The organism is Rhizobium sp. AP16 (assembly GCF_000281735.1).
Lineage (GTDB): Bacteria > Pseudomonadota > Alphaproteobacteria > Rhizobiales > Rhizobiaceae > Rhizobium > Rhizobium rhizogenes.
The window spans coordinates 111,319-128,769 of the sequence record NZ_AJVM01000074.1; the positions used below are offsets into that span (position 1 = coordinate 111,319).

The window sequence follows — 17,451 nt, forward strand, 5'->3', positions numbered from 1 at the left end:
ATGAAAGAACCTGGGAATTTTCATCGCAAGCTTCTGCAATTGATCCAGGCCGATGGCAGCCTTTCGCTGGCGGAGTTGGCGGAAAAAGCCGGGATGTCGCAGAGTTCGGCCTGGCGGAAGATCCAGGAGCTGGAGGCAGACGGCGTCGTGCGCAAGCGCGTGACGCTGCTCGATCCGGGAAAGCTCGATCTCAAGCTCTGCGTGATTGCCCATGTCACGCTCGAAGATCACCATGAGGAGGCGGTTGCGTCTTTCGCCTCGGTCGTGCTGGAGCGGCCGGAGATCATGGAGTGCTATGCGCTATCCGGCGCCTTTGACTACATGCTGAAGATCCGGGCTAAGGATGTAGAAAGCTACGAGGCTTTTATGACCCGCTATCTCATGCGCAACCCGCATGTACGCACGGTGGTGTCGAGCTTCGTGCTGCGCGAGCTGAAATTCTCGACCGAATTGCCGCTCTAGCACGCGGTCAGCTATGTGGCATCGGGACGGGAAGTCCCTCAAACGTCTTGAGCGTGTCGAGGACGATCGAGGTCTTCACATGCTGCACGGACTCGTGCGGCAACAGAATGTCGTTGACGAACCTCGAGAGGTCGGTGAGCCCGCGGGTCGCTACCTTCAGGTGATAATCCATTTCACCGGTCAGCGCGTAGGCTTCGAGAACTTCCGGCAGTCCGCTGATCAGCTGGGAAAACCGTTGAGCATTGTCCCTGTTGTGGGTTGCGAGCGTCACCGAAATGACCACCAGCATATCCAGGCCCAGCTTCTGCCTGTCCAGATTGGCCTGGTAGCCGCGAATATATCCCTCAGCCTCCAGTCTCGTCCGCCGGCGCGAGCACTGCGAAGGGGAAAGCGCGATCCGCTCGCCCAACTCATTATTCGTCAACCTGCCGTCCTTTTGCAGCTCCTGAAGCAGGCGCAAATCGAACTTATCGAGCTGTCCATCCATTGCATGAAATCCATAAAACTCTCACGATCCGTGCATAAAATCCGCCATGTGCATGAATAATGCAAGTACATTGCATGCATTTTGGATCACACTTTGCGCAGTCGAAATGCAAATTTCTCTGGAGGAGAAAATGGGTCCTTTTCCGCACGATGCGCCGCCACCGGAAATCAGCGCTGACAATCCAGCCGGTACCGACGGCTTCGAATTCGTCGAATTCGCTCATCCGGAACCCGAGAAGCTGCGCGAGCTCTTCACGCGCATGGGTTATGTTCCGGTCGCCAAGCACAAGACGAAAGACATCACCGTCTGGCGGCAGGGCGATATCAATTATCTCCTCAATGCCGAAGCGGGCAGCCATGCCGCGCGTTTCGTTGGAGAGCACGGCCCCGCCGCCCCGTCGATGGCCTGGCGCGTTGTCGATGCCAAGCATGCCTTCGATCATGCCGTGTCAAAAGGTGCCGTTCCCTATGAGGGGGACGACAAGGCACTCGATGTCCCGGCGATCGTCGGCATCGGCGGGTCGCTGCTCTATTTCATCGAGACCTATGGTGCGAAGGGGTCGGCTTATGACGCGAACTTCAATTGGCTCGGCGATCGCGACCCGCGTCCCGAAGGCGTCGGCTTCTATTATCTTGACCATCTGACCCACAATGTCTTCCGCGGCAACATGGACAAGTGGTGGGCTTTTTACCGCGAATTGTTCAACTTCAGGCAGATCCACTTCTTCGACATCGACGGGCGCATTACCGGTCTGGTGAGCCGCGCCATCACCTCGCCCTGCGGCAAGATCCGTATTCCGCTGAATGAATCGAAGGACGATACGAGCCAGATCGAGGAGTTCCTGAAGAAATACAAGGGCGAAGGCATCCAGCATATCGCTGTGGGAACGGAAGACATCTACGAGGGCACCGACAGGCTCGCCGGCAATGGGCTGCGTTTCATGCCTGGCCCGCCGGAGACCTATTACGACATGTCCTATGCACGCGTGAACGGCCATGACGAACCCATCGCGCGCATGAAGAAACATGGTATCCTTATCGACGGCGAAGGTGTGGTGAATGGCGGCATGACGAAGATCCTGCTGCAGATCTTCTCAAAAACCGTCATTGGCCCGATCTTCTTCGAATTCATCCAGCGCAAGGGCGACGAAGGCTTCGGCGAGGGCAATTTCCGCGCCCTTTTCGAGTCGATCGAGGCGGATCAGATCAAACGTGGCGTGATCGGTACAGCGGCAGAATGATCTCTAGGTGATCCTGCGCCTGCGTGGGATCGCCCTCAGTTTTCGGGAGGAATTGAGCGATGGACCAGACAATGACCCAGGCTTCGGACAAAGAGGCCTCGGTGGCGGATAAGCTGCAATATATGCCCGGATTCGGCAATGACTTCGAAACTGAAACGCTTCCCGGTGCCTTGCCGCAAGGCCAGAACAGTCCGCAGAAATGCAACTATGGTCTTTATGCCGAGCAGCTTTCCGGCTCACCCTTCACCGCGCCCCGAGGGACGAACGAGAGGTCCTGGCTCTATCGCATCCGCCCGAGCGTGCGCCATACCCGCCGTTTTTCAAACGTCTCCTATCCGCACTGGAAATCCGCGCCCTGCCTGGACGACCATTCACTACCCCTCGGCCAGCTTCGTTGGGGCCCCGTGCCCGCACCGGACGAGAAGCTGAGTTTTCTTGACGGGGTTCGGACGATGACGACTGCAGGCGATGTCCTGACGCAGACGGGGATGGCCGCGCATGTCTATGTCTTCAACGAGGACATGGTGGATGATTATGCTTTCAACGCCGACGGCGAGCTCCTGATCGTCCCGCAGGTCGGCGCCATCCGCGTGTTCACCGAAATGGGCATCATGGATGTCGAGCCTTTGGAGATAGTTCTCATCCCCCGGGGCATGATGTTCAAGGTGCTGCGCAAAGGCGACGAGAAGGTTTGGCGCGGCTATATCTGCGAGAATTACGGCGCGAAGTTCACGCTGCCGGATCGTGGGCCGATCGGCGCGAACTGCCTGGCAAATCCGCGCGATTTCAAGACGCCGGTCGCGGCCTACGAGGACAAGGAAACGCCCTGCCGCGTGCATGTGAAATGGTGCGGAAAGTTCTACGTCACCGAGATCGGCCACTCGCCTCTCGATGTCGTTGCCTGGCACGGCAACTACGCGCCCTTCAAATATGACCTGCGGACATTTTCCCCGGTTGGCGCGATCCTGTTCGATCACCCCGATCCGTCGATTTTCACCGTGCTGACCGCGCCGACCGAAAGTGCCGGCACGGCAAATGTCGATTTCGTGATCTTTCCGCCGCGCTGGCTGGTCGCCGAGCATACCTTCCGCCCGCCCTGGTATCACCGCAACATCATGAGCGAATTCATGGGCCTGATCCATGGTCAGTATGATGCCAAGGAGGAAGGCTTCGTGCCGGGCGGCATCAGCCTGCACAATATGATGCTTCCCCATGGGCCGGACGCTTCAGGCTTCGAAAAGGCATCCAATTCCGAGCTCAAGGCAGTGAAGCTGGATCACACCATGGCCTTCATGTTCGAGACCCGCTACCCGCAGCAGGTGACGAAATACGCCGCGGAGCTCGAAACGCTGCAGGACAATTATCTGGAGTGCTGGGACGGGTTGGAGCGCAGGTTCGACGGGACACCTGGCATCAAGTGAAGACCGGCCATTCATCCTCCGACACTGGAGCCAGGACATGAAGCTCGCGACATTGAAAGATTCCACACGGGACGGGCGGCTCGTCGTCGTCTCCCGCGACCTTACCCGCTGCTCCGAGGTCGGTCATATCGCCCGCACCTTGCAGGCAGCGCTCGACGACTGGGAGCATGTGGCGCCGAGACTGGCGCTGATTGCCGAGGGTATAGAGACAGGCGCCCAGCCGACAATCCGGTTTCACGAGCATGACGCCGCTTCGCCTTTGCCGCGAGCCTATCAGTGGGCCGACGGTTCGGCCTATGTCAATCATGTCGAGCTAGTGCGCAAGGCACGCAATGCCGAGATGCCGGCGAGCTTTTGGGTGGACCCATTGATGTATCAAGGCGGCTCGGACAGCTTTCTCGCGCCGCGCGATCCGATCCTGGCGGCCGACGAGGCCTATGGCATCGACATGGAGGGCGAGGTCGCCGTCATTGTCGGTGATGTGGCCATGGGGAGCAATGCGGAGGTTGCGCGTACCGCCATCCAGTTGATGATGCTCGTCAATGACGTATCGCTGCGTGGTCTCATCCCGGAAGAGCTGGCGAAGGGATTTGGTTTCTTCCAGTCCAAGCCCGCATCGGCTTTTTCTCCAGTCGCGGTGACGCCGGACGAGCTTGGAGAGGCGTGGGATGGCGGCAAGCTGCATCTGCCGCTGCTCGTGAACCTGAACGGCAGGGCCTTCGGCAAGGCGAATGCCGGCGTCGATATGACATTCGATTTCGGCCAGCTGATCGCCCATGCCGCCAAGACCCGCGATCTGGTGACCGGCACGATCATCGGCTCGGGAACCGTGTCCAACAAGCTGGAGGGCGGGCCGGGCAAGCCGATCGAGAATGGAGGCGATGGCTATTCCTGCATCGCCGAGATCCGGATGATCGAGACGATCGAAAGCGGGTCGCCAAAAACTCCATTCCTGAAATTCGGCGATCAGGTCCGCATCGAGATGAAGGATCGGGCCGGCCATTCGATTTTCGGGGCGATCGAGCAGACTGTCGAGCGATATAGTGGGGGCGGGGCGATATGAACGAGGTCGTTCTCTACGACTATTGGAGATCGTCCGCGAGCTACCGCGTCCGTATCGCGCTCAACATGCTGGGGATTGGCTACAGGACAGTGCCGATCAACCTTTTGGAGGGAGAGCATAAAAAACCGGACTATCTTGCGCTGAACCCGCAGGGTCTCGTGCCGACATTTGTGATCGACGGAAGGACGCTGACGCAGTCGCTTTCGATCATCGAGTATCTAGCCGAAACCTGGCCGGAGAGTGGATTGCTGCCCCGTGACCCCGCTGGCCGGCAACAGGTTCGAGCGCTTGCCTATGCGATCGCCGTGGACATCCATCCCATATGCAACATGCATGTCGTGGCAGAGGTCATGACCCTGACAGGCAAGGCCGAGGCCCGAGAGGAATGGATGAAGCACTTCATCTCGGATGGACTGCGTAAACTTGAGGTGATGCTCGGCGAATTCGATGGTGCCTTCAGTTTTGGCGATCGGCCGACGATGGCGGACCTTTGTCTCGTTCCGCAAGTCTATAACGCCCGCCGCTGGGGCGTGGACCTGACCGAGCTCAAGCGCATCGTTGATATCGATGGCAAGTGTGCCGAACTGCCGGCCTTTCAGGCGGCGCATCCCGACCGTGTGAGATCATAACGGAAAGTATTGCTCGCCGGAGCCCCGTCGTCACCTCGTAGAAAGCAGCAAGCTTGAATCGGCGGCCAGTGTCGTGACGGTCACGTTCTGCGGTCTTGGGTGATGCAGCGCGAGCGCCATCAGATGATCACACGTTGGCTGGAAGCGGCGGAGTAGCCAGTGTGCGGGATCGCCGGCCAGTTCGTCGTCGAACCGGATCGATAGCGGATCGAGTGTAAATGCAAAGGAGTCCAGCGGCTGCGCCAGTCCCTTACCGATCGCTTTCACGTAGGCTTCCTTGAGGGTCCAGAATGTCAGGAAGACTTCATGGGCAAGCTCCGGTGCAACGCCCGCCAGATGCGCGCATTCGGCGGGCGCGAAGAAGTGCTCGGCGAGATCGATGGCGGGTTTTCGGTCGAGCCATTCCACGTCGATCCCCACATCATGATCCAGCGTCAGGATCGCGGCTGCTAGTCCGTGCGTATGCGATAGATTGAGACGCAACCGGGGACCGGAATGCGGCGAGATGACTTCCGGCTTGCCGTGATCGCCTGTCGTGAAGCGCCAGCCGGTCGGGTCGCCGCCGGCATACGTTGAGAGTAGGCTGCGCCCAAGGGCATGCGCCGCGATATAGGATGAACGGTCGCGCTGGAAATGAAAACGAGCGGCGCGTGCGCGCTCGGTGTCATCGAGCAGCGCTTCCAGTTGCGGTAAATGCCGCTCGGCATCGTCGGTACGCATCCACCAGACGACGACTTCGTCTTTTGCCATCATGCATCAAGCTCCCGCTGGCACCTTGTCTTAAGCACCAATGTGGCAGGCAGCCGCCGGATGCAGGTCACTGATTGCCAGAAGTCTCATGCCATTTACTTATCGAAAACGAATGCGGATGTAAGCCCCGGATTTTCCCGGTCTTTCAGGCGGCCGACATTGCTATGTCAACCGCCAGGCCCATAATCTCAGCCGTCGATGATGGCGACTGCCCGCGTCCAGCCGGCGGAAGCGCGCTCGATCTTGACGGGGAAGCAGCTGATCTTGAAACCCGTCGAGGGAAGTGCTTCGAGATTGTGCAGTTTCTCGATATGGCAATATCCCCGGTGCCGCCCCGCCTTGTGACCTTCCCAGATCAGCGAGGCGTCGCCGGTCGATGCATATCGTCTGGCCGTGTGGACGAAGGGAGCATCCCAGCTCCAGCCGTCGGTGCCGGTCACCTTCACGCCGCGTTCCAAGAGATACATGGTCGCCTCGTATCCCATGCCGCAACCGCTGGCGACATAATCGTTCTGGCCGAAACGTTTGCCCGCCGACGTGTTGACGACGACGATTTCCAGAGGCTTCAGGGTGTGTCCGATGCGTTCAAGCTCGGCTTCGACATCCGCAGCGGTGACGACATAGCCGTCTTCGAAGTGACGAAAGTCCAGCTTGACGCCCGGTTGAAAGCACCATTCCAGCGGGATCTCATCGATCTTGAGCGCGGGCAGGCCATAATCCATGGTGGAGTGATAGTGCCACGGCGCATCAAGATGGGTGCCGTTATGCGTCGTAAGGGTGACGCGCTCGACGGCCCAGCCTTCGCCGTCCGGTAGATCTTCGGCGGCAAGACCCGGAAAGAACGGCAGAATCTGTGAAAGGCTCTGCTTGTGATCGATGTATTCGATGTGAGGAATCTGGACCGGAGGATCCGCCGGGATATCGTTGGCTATCGGCACCGACAGATCGACAATGGTTTGCGCCATGATTTGTTTTTCCTCAATTCCACCCGTCGGTCCTGATCGATGCCGACGAGATGCGAGCCCCAAGCGGCTATTTCCTTAGCCCGTTGGTTTCGGGCCGAAAAGTGATTGAGGATTGTAAAGCCGAAGATGCGCTCTCGCGCAGTCGAGGCCTTGGTATTTGCTGTCAGTCTGCTCTTCGGAACGCAATCTGCGCCGCCCTGTTCAAGGCGACCGGAAGCACCGACATGTGATTTTCGCCTGCATATTCTTCGAACATGACTTTCCCCGGCAGCGTGGCCGACCCCGCCAGTCGCAGGGCCATTTCCTGGGCATATCCCACCGTCCGGGTTTCCCTGGCGCGCTCCTGCCGCTTCTGTTCCTCCGGCGTTCCCTTGTGAAAGGGTGCCAGCACCTCGCCCTCATATTGACCGGCAGACAGATGCAGCTCGATGTCGAGGAAAGCCTCATGCTCTGCCAGGAACGTTTTTTCCGCCGCAAGGATCGCCGCATCTTCCCAGAATATCGCCGGGCTCGCCGCGACCCATCGGTTGAAGGCGGTGGGTTTTGAAAACAGGGCGTAGAGGGCGAACAGCCCGCCGAAGGAATGGCCGAACAGGGTCTGGCGGGAGCGGTCGATGGGAACTTGCTCTTCGACCCAGGGCTTCAATCGCTCTTCGATAAAGGTGAGGAACTCGCCGCCGCCGCCTGTTCTGACATCCGGTGTGTCGGGAAAGAAGGGCGGATAGACCCGGCCGGGAGGCGGGCTCAAATCCCAGGAACGTCGCAGCGGATCATAGGGTTCATCGGTGGGATAGCCGATGGCGACGACGACGCCGTCGCAGACATTGGTCCCGTTCGGATAGGAAGCTTGCACCTTCAAGGCATCGACCGTCGTCGCGAAGCAGGCGTTGCCGTCCGTGAGATACAAAACAGGCCACCCCTCGGGCGGGGGTGTCTTGGCGGGGCGGTAGAGAAAGATGCGATAGGACTCGTTGGCATTGCCGGAGCTGAGATCGGCAAAACTGGCGTCGGCGATCGTCACGGGCGCAAGCGACGCCTCTGTCGCGCTGGATGACGGGTTGGGCATGTTCTCTCCGCAGGGTCGAGCGACCGATAGCGCTGCGCGGTTCCTTTTTGGAATCGCGTGGCCGACTCGAAATATGATTTAATTCCTCATATTATTTTGGCAATGCTCTGGCAAGCAGATGGTCAGCCTCTGTGGCGGCAACTAAAAATTGAGTAGAGCAATAATATCCGATGCTGATCCGTGCGTTTTTCAACAGATTCGAGGCGTACGAGATCAAAAATGGTAAAAAGATGACTATTTAAATCATGTATTCTTGACGAAGTCCGGTATGACGATCTAGTTTGCGCCATCTTTTCAGGAATGGGTGGACAGGGCTCGTTATGGCGTTTAAATCATTCAATAATATCATTTACTTAAAGAGAGATAGATTCTATCTGGCGCGCACGACGACGGCGCTTGCCACGGTGCTTGCATTGAGCGGGAATGCCTTTGCCCAGGACTCCTCAGCCAATGGGAGTGCAGGGAACGCGACGCAGCTTGCTCCGATTGTCGTTAACGGCAATACAAGTGATGCGAGCGATAATTCTACCGTCGCAGCCAAGAAGAGCAAGGGCGCCACGAAGATCGATACGCCGCTGGTCGAGACACCGCGATCCGTTTCCGTGATCACAAAGAAGGAAATGGAGGAGCGCGGCGCCCAGGACATCATCGAGGCGGTGCGTTATTCCGCCGGCGTCCAGACCGGCTCCTATGGTTTCGATCCACGCTTCGATCAGGTCTATATCCGCGGCAATGACGTTACCACCACGGGTGATTTTCGCGACGGTCTGCGGCAACCCTATATGAATTACGGGATGTTCCGCACGGATCCCTATTCGCTCGACCGGGTCGAAGTGATCAAGGGGCCGACATCCGTGCTTTATGGCCCAGGCTCGCCGGGCGGCATCGTCAACAAGATCTCGAAGCTGCCGACGGATGAGACGATCAGGGAGGTCGGGGCCGTCTATGGAACATCGGACCGTGCCCAGACCATGTTCGACTTTGGCGGCCGGGTCAATCAGGACGATGACAGCATGCTGTACCGGATCGTCGGTCTCGCGCGAAAGGGCGACACCAATTTCGATATTGCCGACGATCGCTATTTCATACAGCCGTCCTTCACCTGGAAGCCGGACGATGCCACGAAATTCACGGTTTATGGCTCGGCACAGTCCACCGAAGGCGATGCCAATGTCGGTGCGCTGACCGGCCCCGACGGCAATGTCCTCAAATTGCGCGCGAGCGATCCGGACTATGACTATCAGAAGACGCGCCAGCAGCAGGTCGGTTACCAGTTCGAACACGAGTTCGACGGCGGCTTCACCTTCCGCCAGAATCTGCGCTATTCTCATCTGGATCTGAAAGCGCGCTATCTCGCCGTCTACAGCTGGACCGGTAATGTCGCTCATCGCGGCGCGAGTGCAATCAGCGATACCATGAACGTCTTCCAGGTCGACAACCAGCTTGAATCGAAGTTCGATACCGGTCCGGCCGCCCATACCGTGCTGTTCGGCTTGGACTACACCCATATGAACGATTCCTTCGCGTATGGGTTTGATTCGACGGCCAGCGCGGCCTACGACTTCGATATTGATAATCCGACTTACGGGGTATCAGGTCCGACGCCGGAGTATAATTACAGCCGGGTCGGCGCCAGCATGCAGCAGATCGGCGCTTACGCCCTTGATCAGATCGAACTCGACAAATGGCGCTTCACGCTCGGCGGGCGCCAGACCTGGGTCAAGCAATCGTCGGATACGACCTACGTATCCTCCGGAACGAGCACGGACGACAGCCTCAGCAAGCATGCTTTTTCAGTCCAAACCGGCGCGCTCTATCTCTTCGACAACGGCATTGCACCCTTCACCAGCTATTCGACCTCCTTCGATCCGGTCACGCAGCGATCCGCCTCCGGCCAAATCCTGGATCCCACGAAGGGTGAACAATACGAGCTGGGTGTGAAATATCAGCCGCCGGGCACCGACATTCTATTGTCCGCCGTTGCTTATAACCTCGTCGAGAAGAACAAGCCCGTCTTGGTCAATCCGCTGACACTTGTCTATGCTTCGCTTGGTGAGGTTACCAACAGGGGTATTGAGCTGGAGGCCAAGGCGAACGTCACAGACGGTTGGGATGTGATTGCGGCCTATTCCTACAATCACTCCGAAATCACTGCCGGCGACGACACTGGTAACGCACCTGCGGTTACGCCGAAGAATATTGTCAGCTTGTGGTCGAACTATACTTTCCAGGAGGATACGGCCGCAAACGGCCTTACGGTCGGCACCGGCATTCGCTACACGGGCAAGACCTATACCAGCACGGCCAACACCGCCAAGAATGATGCAAGCTTCTATCTGGATGCGGCGCTCTCCTACGATTTCGGTGCAATCGACCAGAAATACAAAGGCCTGACGGCATCCGTCGACGTCCGCAACATCGCCAACCGGCGCCTGACGGTCTGCAACGAAGGCTATTGCTACCTGGGCCAGGGCCGCAACATCACCGCTTCGCTCAAATATCGCTGGTAATGTGATTCACGCGTCGCCCTTTATGTAGAGGGCGACGCGTCATATGCCGCCAGGCTCCGTTCGTCTGAAAGCGATGATCCCTGGCGCCACTCCGGAATAATGATGCATCCCGCCCGCGGCGGAAAATTGCAATGGCTGCGATGTTCGTTGTAAATAGTCCGCCCGCTTGATCTTGGAGGAGATGCAGCATGGACCGATTCATGGGCGGTTGCCTGTGCGGCAATGTCCGCATCGTAGCGGTGGGGCTCCCATACCGGGTCGGCCTTTGTCACTGTCTCGACTGCCGCAAGCATCATGGCGCGCTTTTTCACGCTTCCGCGATCTTCCCTCAGGATGCGGTGACGGTTGATGGCGAAACACGCGACTACGCCGGGCGGTTTTTCTGCCCCCGCTGCGGCTCGCCCGTTTTTGCGCGCACCGCGGACGAAATCGAGGTGAACCTGGGGTCCCTCGATGCTCCTGACCAGCTGATGCCAACCTACGAACTCTGGACAATACGCCGCGAAGCCTGGCTGCCGCCGTTTCCGCTCACGAAACGATACGACCGCGATCGTGACGATGCGAGCCGCTTTGAGGAATAGGTCGCACGTCACATGCGTGGGATGCCTCCGAGGTTTTTGTCCGCTTCATGACGTGCCGACCCATTTGGAGGTCGGTGATATCTCCGGGCGGGCTGCGACACCAGCCCGCCTTTCTTCCTTCTTACTTAGAGCAATTCCAGGAAAAGTGTGCTGCGGTTTTCCGTCCGGAATTGCGTAAAAACAAAGGGCTAGAGTGTTACTGCGCTTCAGTGAAACGCTGAAACGCTCTAGGCAAGATACTGGCCGCCATTGGCGGTCAGTGTCGATCCGGTGATGAAGCCGGCCTCATCGGAGGCAAGGAAGACCACGCAACGCGCGATTTCCTCGGGCTCGCCAAGGCGGCCGACCGGTATCTGCGGGAGGACGTGTTCCTTCAGCACCTTTTCCGGCATGGCCCGAACCATCTCCGTGCCGATATAGCCGGGGCAAATGGCGTTGACGGTGATCCCCTTTGCCGCACCTTCCTGTGCCAGCGCTTTCGTGAAGCCGAGATCGCCGGCTTTCGCGGCGGAGTAATTGGCCTGGCCGAGCTGGCCCTTTTGCCCGTTGATCGAGGAAATATTGATCACCCGGCCGAAATTCCGCTCGCGCATCCCCGGCCATACCGGATGGGTCATGTTGAACAGCCCACTCAGATTTGTGCTGATGACCGCATTCCAGTCCTCGGGTGAGATCTTGTGGAACATGCCGTCGCGGGTGATGCCGGCATTGTTGACGAGCACGTCGATCGGCCCGAGATCGCCCTCGACCCGGGCAATCCCTTCCTTGCAGGCCTGATAATCGCGAATGTCCCACCGGTAGACCGGAATGCCGGTCTTTTCCCGGAACGCGCGAGCGACGTCATCATTGCCGACATAGCTGGCCGCAACCCTGTAACCCGCCTCTCGCAGAGCAATGGAAATCGCCGCGCCAATCCCGCGCGTGCCTCCCGTTACCAAAGCGACCCTGGTCATGTTTATCTCCCTGCCATTTTCGTGTGAACCCGGTTTCGATATCAACCGGGACAGAGGGATGCCTTTGTCATCAAGCTCTCCTTCTGCGAAGCAGCAGGATCAACAGCAGCGGTGCTCCGACCAGCGCCGACACGAGGCCCGCCGGGATCTGATAGGGAAAGGCGATCATTCTGCCGAACCAGTCGGCGAGCACCATCAGCCCCCCGCCGGCCAGTGCCGCGCCGGCAAGCTGCGGCATGGCGCGCCGCATTCCAAGCTCGCGCGCCAGATGGGGACCCATCAGGCCGATGAAGCTCAAGGGGCCGACCACGAGCGTAGCGGCGGCGGTCATGGCGGCTGCCAGTGAAAAGAGGCAGCCGCGCGCGAGATTGACGCGAATGCCGATCGCCTGTGCCGCCTGCGGGCCGAGCGGCAGCAGGTCGAGCCAGCGACGGGCGAGAAACGAGAGGATCAGGCCGATGATCGCCGCGATCACGGCTGCGGCGGCCTTCGGCGTGTCGACCAGATAGGTCGATCCGCTCATCCATTGCATCACCGTCATTGCGCGGGGATCCCCGCTTGCCGCGAGAACGCTGATCGAGGCATCCAGCATTGCGCCGAGCGCGATCCCTGTCAGCAGGACACGTTCCGGCGCAAAACCTGACCGCATGCCGAAAATGAAAATGGCGATGAGGACGGCGAGCGCGCCGAGGCCACCGAAGCCGAGCTGCGCCGCCATGCCGGGCGCCGGCAGGAGAAAGAGCGCGGCGGTCACGCCGATGGTCGCGCCGGCAGATATGCCCAGCACTTCGGGGCTCGCCATTTCATTGCCGGTGAGGCGCTGCAGGATCGAGCCGACTGCGGCGAGCATCATGCCGGCGGCAAAGGCGGCGATCACGCGCGGCAGGCGGTAGGGCAGCACATCCGGCCAATTCAGGTAGGCAAGAATATTCCATGTTCCGTCCGGCCCGCGTCCGAAGAAGATCGCACCGGCGACGAGGATGAGGAGAAGGACGCTTGCTGCTGCAAGCAGGAGGGGCGAGACGTGTTCGAACCGTCCTTTCGCCTCCGGAGAGGCCGGCACGCCCCGCTGCGTTATCCGAAGGCGCGGCAGCATCAGCAGCAACAACGGCGCGCCGAGAAACGCGGTGACGGCGCCCGTCGGTAGAAAGGTCGAGGAGTCTGTGGTCAAAAATGCCAGTGCCTCGTCGGTCAGAAGCAGCAATCCGGCACCGATCAGCGGCGACCAGATAAGCTGGCTCTTCATCTGCCGTGCACCGGCAAGGCGGGCGATCCCGGGAGCGATGAGGCCGATGAAGCCGATGACGCCGACCGCGCTGGTGACGACTGCGGCAAGCGCGATGGCGATGCAGACGGCGGTGATGCGGGTTCGCTTGACCGACAGGCCGAGCCCGCTGGCGCCGCTGTCTCCGAGTTCCATCAGCGATAGCGGTCGGGCCATCAGGACGGCGAGGATTGCGAGAGCGGCGATCTTGGGAAGCAGCGACAACGGTATCGTCCAGCTCTGCTGCGCCAGGGACCCGGCGCCCCAGATGAACAGGCCGGAGAGATAGCGATCGTTCATGAGAACGAGAATGGCGGCAAGCGCGCCGCTCCAGACGCTGACGATCAATCCGGCAAGAACCAGTGCAAAGGGCGAGAAGCCGCGCCGTGCGCCGATCAGGAAGACAACAGCCGCCGCGGCCGCGCTGCCGAAGAGGGCGACCGCATCCCGGCTCAACCCTTCAAGAGCTGGAAAGGCGAGCATCGCGGCGACCAGTGCGAGGTTTGCGCCGGCGGAGATGCCGAGCGTCGTCGGCGAGGCAAGCGGGTTGCGTAACACCTGCTGGAGCAGGCTTCCCGCCAGTGCCAGTGCCGCGCCGGAAATAAGCGCGGTAACGATCCTCGGCAGGGTCGAATAAAGAAGCAGCATCCGGCGCGGATCATATCCGACGTCCTGCGCCGTCAGGCGCGAGAGATCGGGCGAGACCTGATGCCAGGCGAGCAGGCCGGCGAGCAGCAGAAGTCCGATCCCTACGGCCGGAGCACCGAGGCTATTATCTGAATGGATACGCATCAGGCCGCCTTCTCAAGATGGTCAAGCAGGATGCGGGCGAAGCGCTCGGCTTCCTGCACCATGCCGAACATGAGAGAGCCGGGAAGAACCGAGATCCGCCCGGCTTTGACGAATGGCAGGCTGGTCCACAAGGGGCTCTCTTCCAGGCCGGACAGGATATTGGGGGGAATGAGCGGTTCGAAGACGATCAGCCGCAGGTTCTGATCGAGCGAAGCCAGCTGTTCGATGCCGATGGTCTCGAAACCCCAGAAATTGCCGCTACCCGTCCAGGCGTTCTTTAGGCCGATCCGGGTCATGACGTTCTGATAGAGGCCAGCGCCGCCGTAGATGCGGGCATGATGCTGATCGACGAAACTGACGAGCGCCAGCGGCGACGGTGACATCCGTTGGACCCGCCGGGCGCAATCATCGAAGAACTGCTCCGATCTTGCGAGGAAATCGGCGGCCTGCGGCTCGCGGCCGATCGCTGTGGCCAACGTCCTGGTCGCCTCGATGGCGCGAGGCAATGCTTCTCCCCCTTCGGCATAGATCGTCAGCTCCAGAACGGGTGCGATCGGTTCGAGGCGTGGTTTGAGGGCGGCCAGATAGGGGGTCGTCAGGATCAGGGCCGGCTTGAGGCTCGCCAGGATTTCAAGATTGATTTCCCAGGCGGTCCCGAGATCAACGACGCCAGATGGCATTTTCGGCTCCACCACCCATTTGTCCCAATCGGCAAGCGAGACGATGGCAGCCGGCGTCACCCCAAGCGCCAGAAGGGTCGAGGCCAGGCCGTAATCGAGCGAAACGATCGGGCCGGACATTGGTGATGCGGCGCACCCGATCCGAGGAGCGGCGAGCATCGCGGCGGCGGCGATCAGGGCGTTGCGGCGCGACAGCCTGAAGATGTCGAGAGGTCCGTCAGATGACATAGGCGAGCGGGGTTCCGTGCACGGGATGGGCGGTGACGCCCATGTCCGCGCCATAGATGGCATGAAGGGTTTCCGCTTTCATCAGGCTTGCGGACGGGCCGGCGGCGATCAACCGTCCTGCCTTCAGCGCATAGAGATGATCGCAGAAACGAGATGCGATATTGATGTCGTGGAGGACGAGAATGGCGCTCAGGTTCTTGGTGCGGCACAGCTCGTGCACGAGGCCCAGCACCTCCATCTGGTGCGCGATATCGAGGGCGGAGGTCGGCTCGTCGAGCAGAAGACAGCGGCTATCCTGCGCAATCAGCATGGCGATCCACACCCGCTGGCGCTCGCCGCCGGAAAGTGTGTCGACCATCCGGCCCGCCAAGGTGTCGACATGGGTGAGCCGCAGGGCGGTCTCGACCTTTTCCCGGTCGAGGTCGGTAAAGCGACCGAGCGCCCCATGCCAGGGGTAGCGGCCGGAGGCGACCAGTTCCTTGACGGTCATGCCGGCGGCCGAGGATGTGTCCTGCGGCAGGTAGGCAACCGCCCGGGCGAAGGCGCGTGCATCGTAGGAGCCGGCGGGCGCGCTGTCGAACAGCACCTGGCCGCCGCTTGGTTGGATCTGCCGGGCGAGCAGCTTGATCAGGGTGGATTTTCCCGAACCATTGTGGCCGATCAAGCCCGAGATTTCGCCGGCTCTGAAGCTCAGATCGAGCGGATGAAGGATGGTTCGGCCGTCCACATCGAAACGTAGCTTCTCCGTGGTGAAGACGGCCGGCTGCTCGTTGGAAGGCTCGACGGCCATTTCGCTTTTAGGTGACGCGGTCAACTGATGGCCTCGAGTGGTTTGACGAAGAACAAGCAGGGATGATCCTCATGCCAGAGCGTCGGAAAGATCTCCGCGCGGATAAAGCCGTTCCTGTCATAGAAGGCGCGCGTTGCGTCGTATTGAGGTTCGTCCTTCCCACGCGGCGCCAGCGTCTTGACCGTCAGGACCTTGCAGCCGGCACTGCGGGCGCAATCCTCGGCGGCCGCAAGCAACCGCTTGCCGACCCCGCTGCGGTGGTAGGCGCGCCTTGTGGCGATGACCAATATTTCCATGGCGTCCGGGGGATGGGATCGCATCGCGACGAAACCGGCGATCCTGTTATTGTCGACGCAGCCGAACATCGGCAGCGACTCGATCGCCTCCGCGCATGTCTCTATGACATCGGGTTCGCTGAACCATTCGGTCAGTTCAGACATGATCTCGCGGCAGATATTGCCCTTGTCGCTGGTGATCTCTATCGCATCCTGGATCTGGCTGCGCTCATCCGAAGGTGAGAACCCACTCCCGGAAACTCCGGCATCATACATTGTCAGGCCCTCATTTCTCTAGGTCTCGGCGAGCGATGGCGCCCATGATTGCTGTAGGATTCCGTCGTCTGATCGGCATTCAGCGATATGGCCGCCAGGCAGCGCGAGTGGGCATCCCTGAGCAGTCCGCAAACGAGGGCGCATGAAACGCCGGCCTCTTTCGCGATGATGTTTTGAGGGACGTCGTCAAAATAGTGTTCCTCGTAGAATTTCCGCGTTCTGGCGGGCATCGCCTCGACCGTGCACCGAAAGGCCTCATACGCCTCGGTTTCGCGCAGCCGCTCTTCGGGACTGCCATAGGCCGATGTGCTGCCGCCGACCTGCTCTTCGACGAACAGGCCTCGTTCATAGCGCAGCCGGCGCATGTGGTCCCTGGCGAGATTGCGGACCATACGCATCACATAGGGTGCCGGCGCGGCTATATCGGACTTGAGCGGCTTGGAGACCAATTGAAGGAGGACTTCCTGAACGACGTCTTCGGCAAGCGTCATGCAGCCGGTGATCCGGCGGGCGCTGGCCAATAGCTTAGGGTAGGCGAGGAGTGCTGCTTTGAGCTGTTCATTCGATATCGACTGCGAAGGATTGACGACCATGTCGGGTTCTCTCTGAAATCCAAAGTTGCATTTCGATGTACCCCTCTGTTTTGGCGCACCCTAAAAAACATGATAATGTTAGTCAACATAAAAACGCGTCAGCGCCGGCTTCCTGCCTTATTTCATGATATCCCATTAATTTTATTGATTTTTATTGGAAGAATCTGTGGTTGGCATGATGCCTTTTCGATGTCGACTGATCGATTTAAGCTCCGCTCAGACACTGATAGTGGCCCATGAGCGAGGATTAGCCGCTGCGAAATGACGGGCGCTGGAAGGGATGAAAACATACCCGTGGGGCCTTAAGGTTGAACCATTTTTAGTTGTATTTCTTCGGCCGGCTTTCGCTCCCCGTAGATAGTATCTGCAATCGAACGTCCATCGCGCAGACTCAAGCCCTGGTGCTCGGTCCGCGCGATGTTTTTT

Annotated in this window: 17 protein-coding genes; 7 read left to right on the forward strand and 10 right to left on the reverse strand. The window is 59.7% G+C overall.

Translation table 11 applies throughout. The features are described from left to right. On the forward strand, positions 1–462 hold the full coding sequence (locus tag PMI03_RS25575; protein WP_007700494.1) for an Lrp/AsnC family transcriptional regulator: 462 nt from the start codon (positions 1–3) through the stop codon (positions 460–462). A 7-nt stretch (positions 463–469) separates the two neighbouring features. On the opposite strand, the gene PMI03_RS25580 is transcribed toward PMI03_RS25575, so the two are convergent. Further along, on the reverse strand, positions 470–949 hold the full coding sequence (locus PMI03_RS25580) for an Lrp/AsnC family transcriptional regulator (RefSeq protein WP_007700496.1): 480 nt from the start codon (positions 947–949) through the stop codon (positions 470–472). A gap of 130 nt (positions 950–1,079) precedes the next feature. Here PMI03_RS25580 and hppD point away from each other — a divergent pair, with 130 nt between their 5' ends. From hppD to maiA, 4 genes are read left to right on the forward strand one after another with little or no spacing between them, the layout of a single operon-like run. Beyond that, positions 1,080–2,189 carry a 4-hydroxyphenylpyruvate dioxygenase gene (hppD, locus tag PMI03_RS25585; protein WP_007700498.1) on the forward strand — a complete coding sequence of 370 codons (1,110 nt, stop codon included), beginning with the start codon at positions 1,080–1,082 and terminating at the stop codon, positions 2,187–2,189. A gap of 59 nt (positions 2,190–2,248) precedes the next feature. Further along, entirely contained in the window at positions 2,249–3,610 is a 1,362-nt protein-coding gene (gene hmgA / locus PMI03_RS25590; RefSeq protein WP_007700500.1) for a homogentisate 1,2-dioxygenase, read from the forward strand. Between the two features lie 37 nt (positions 3,611–3,647). Further along, on the forward strand, positions 3,648–4,673 hold the full coding sequence (locus PMI03_RS25595; RefSeq protein ID WP_007700502.1) for a fumarylacetoacetate hydrolase family protein: 1,026 nt from the start codon (positions 3,648–3,650) through the stop codon (positions 4,671–4,673). After that, a complete protein-coding gene (gene maiA, locus PMI03_RS25600) occupies positions 4,670–5,302 on the forward strand; it encodes a maleylacetoacetate isomerase (RefSeq protein WP_007700505.1) in 633 nt (210 codons plus the stop codon). The genes PMI03_RS25595 and maiA overlap by 4 nt, the downstream gene beginning before the upstream one ends. Before the next feature lie 30 nt (positions 5,303–5,332). On the opposite strand, the gene PMI03_RS25605 is transcribed toward maiA, so the two are convergent. The 3 genes from PMI03_RS25605 to PMI03_RS25615 form a co-directional block, all read right to left on the reverse strand. Continuing rightward, the gene (locus PMI03_RS25605) at positions 5,333–6,055 is read right to left on the reverse strand and encodes a 4'-phosphopantetheinyl transferase superfamily protein (protein ID WP_007700506.1); all 723 of its coding nucleotides are present in this window, start codon (positions 6,053–6,055) and stop codon (positions 5,333–5,335) included. Positions 6,056–6,240: 185 nt separating this feature from the next. Beyond that, positions 6,241–7,017 carry a cyclase family protein gene (locus tag PMI03_RS25610; RefSeq protein WP_007700507.1) on the reverse strand — a complete coding sequence of 259 codons (777 nt, stop codon included), beginning with the start codon at positions 7,015–7,017 and terminating at the stop codon, positions 6,241–6,243. Positions 7,018–7,180: 163 nt separating this feature from the next. Further along, positions 7,181–8,083: an alpha/beta hydrolase gene (locus tag PMI03_RS25615; protein WP_007700508.1), complete on the reverse strand. Its 903-nt coding sequence runs from the start codon at positions 8,081–8,083 to the stop codon at positions 7,181–7,183. Between the two features lie 320 nt (positions 8,084–8,403). Here PMI03_RS25615 and PMI03_RS25620 point away from each other — a divergent pair, with 320 nt between their 5' ends. Both PMI03_RS25620 and PMI03_RS25625 read left to right on the forward strand, forming a co-directional pair. Continuing rightward, positions 8,404–10,593, forward strand: a complete 2,190-nt coding sequence (locus tag PMI03_RS25620) for a TonB-dependent siderophore receptor (protein WP_007700509.1) — start codon at positions 8,404–8,406, stop codon at positions 10,591–10,593. A 188-nt stretch (positions 10,594–10,781) separates the two neighbouring features. Next, positions 10,782–11,174 (forward strand): GFA family protein, encoded by a 393-nt coding sequence (locus tag PMI03_RS25625; protein ID WP_007700512.1) that lies wholly within the window; start codon positions 10,782–10,784, stop codon positions 11,172–11,174. Positions 11,175–11,401: 227 nt separating this feature from the next. On the opposite strand, the gene PMI03_RS25630 is transcribed toward PMI03_RS25625, so the two are convergent. From PMI03_RS25630 to PMI03_RS25655, 6 genes are all read right to left on the reverse strand, one after another. Next, the gene (locus tag PMI03_RS25630) at positions 11,402–12,127 is read right to left on the reverse strand and encodes a beta-ketoacyl-ACP reductase (RefSeq protein ID WP_007700515.1); all 726 of its coding nucleotides are present in this window, start codon (positions 12,125–12,127) and stop codon (positions 11,402–11,404) included. Between the two features lie 70 nt (positions 12,128–12,197). Next, positions 12,198–14,183, reverse strand: coding sequence for a Fe(3+)-hydroxamate ABC transporter permease FhuB (gene fhuB / locus PMI03_RS25635; protein WP_007700517.1), 1,986 nt, complete (start codon positions 14,181–14,183; stop codon positions 12,198–12,200). Beyond that, complete coding sequence (locus PMI03_RS25640) at positions 14,183–15,091, reverse strand: iron-siderophore ABC transporter substrate-binding protein (protein WP_007700520.1); 909 nt, start codon at positions 15,089–15,091, stop codon at positions 14,183–14,185. Before PMI03_RS25640 ends, fhuB begins: the two co-directional genes overlap by 1 nt. Beyond that, positions 15,081–15,905, reverse strand: a complete 825-nt coding sequence (locus tag PMI03_RS25645) for an ATP-binding cassette domain-containing protein (RefSeq protein WP_007700522.1) — start codon at positions 15,903–15,905, stop codon at positions 15,081–15,083. Before PMI03_RS25645 ends, PMI03_RS25640 begins: the two co-directional genes overlap by 11 nt. Continuing rightward, positions 15,902–16,432 (reverse strand): GNAT family N-acetyltransferase, encoded by a 531-nt coding sequence (locus PMI03_RS25650; RefSeq protein ID WP_007700525.1) that lies wholly within the window; start codon positions 16,430–16,432, stop codon positions 15,902–15,904. The genes PMI03_RS25645 and PMI03_RS25650 overlap by 4 nt, the downstream gene beginning before the upstream one ends. Positions 16,433–16,434: 2 nt before the next feature. Beyond that, on the reverse strand, positions 16,435–17,025 hold the full coding sequence (locus PMI03_RS25655) for a sigma-70 family RNA polymerase sigma factor (protein WP_007700528.1): 591 nt from the start codon (positions 17,023–17,025) through the stop codon (positions 16,435–16,437). Between the last annotated feature and the right edge of the window lie 426 nt (positions 17,026–17,451).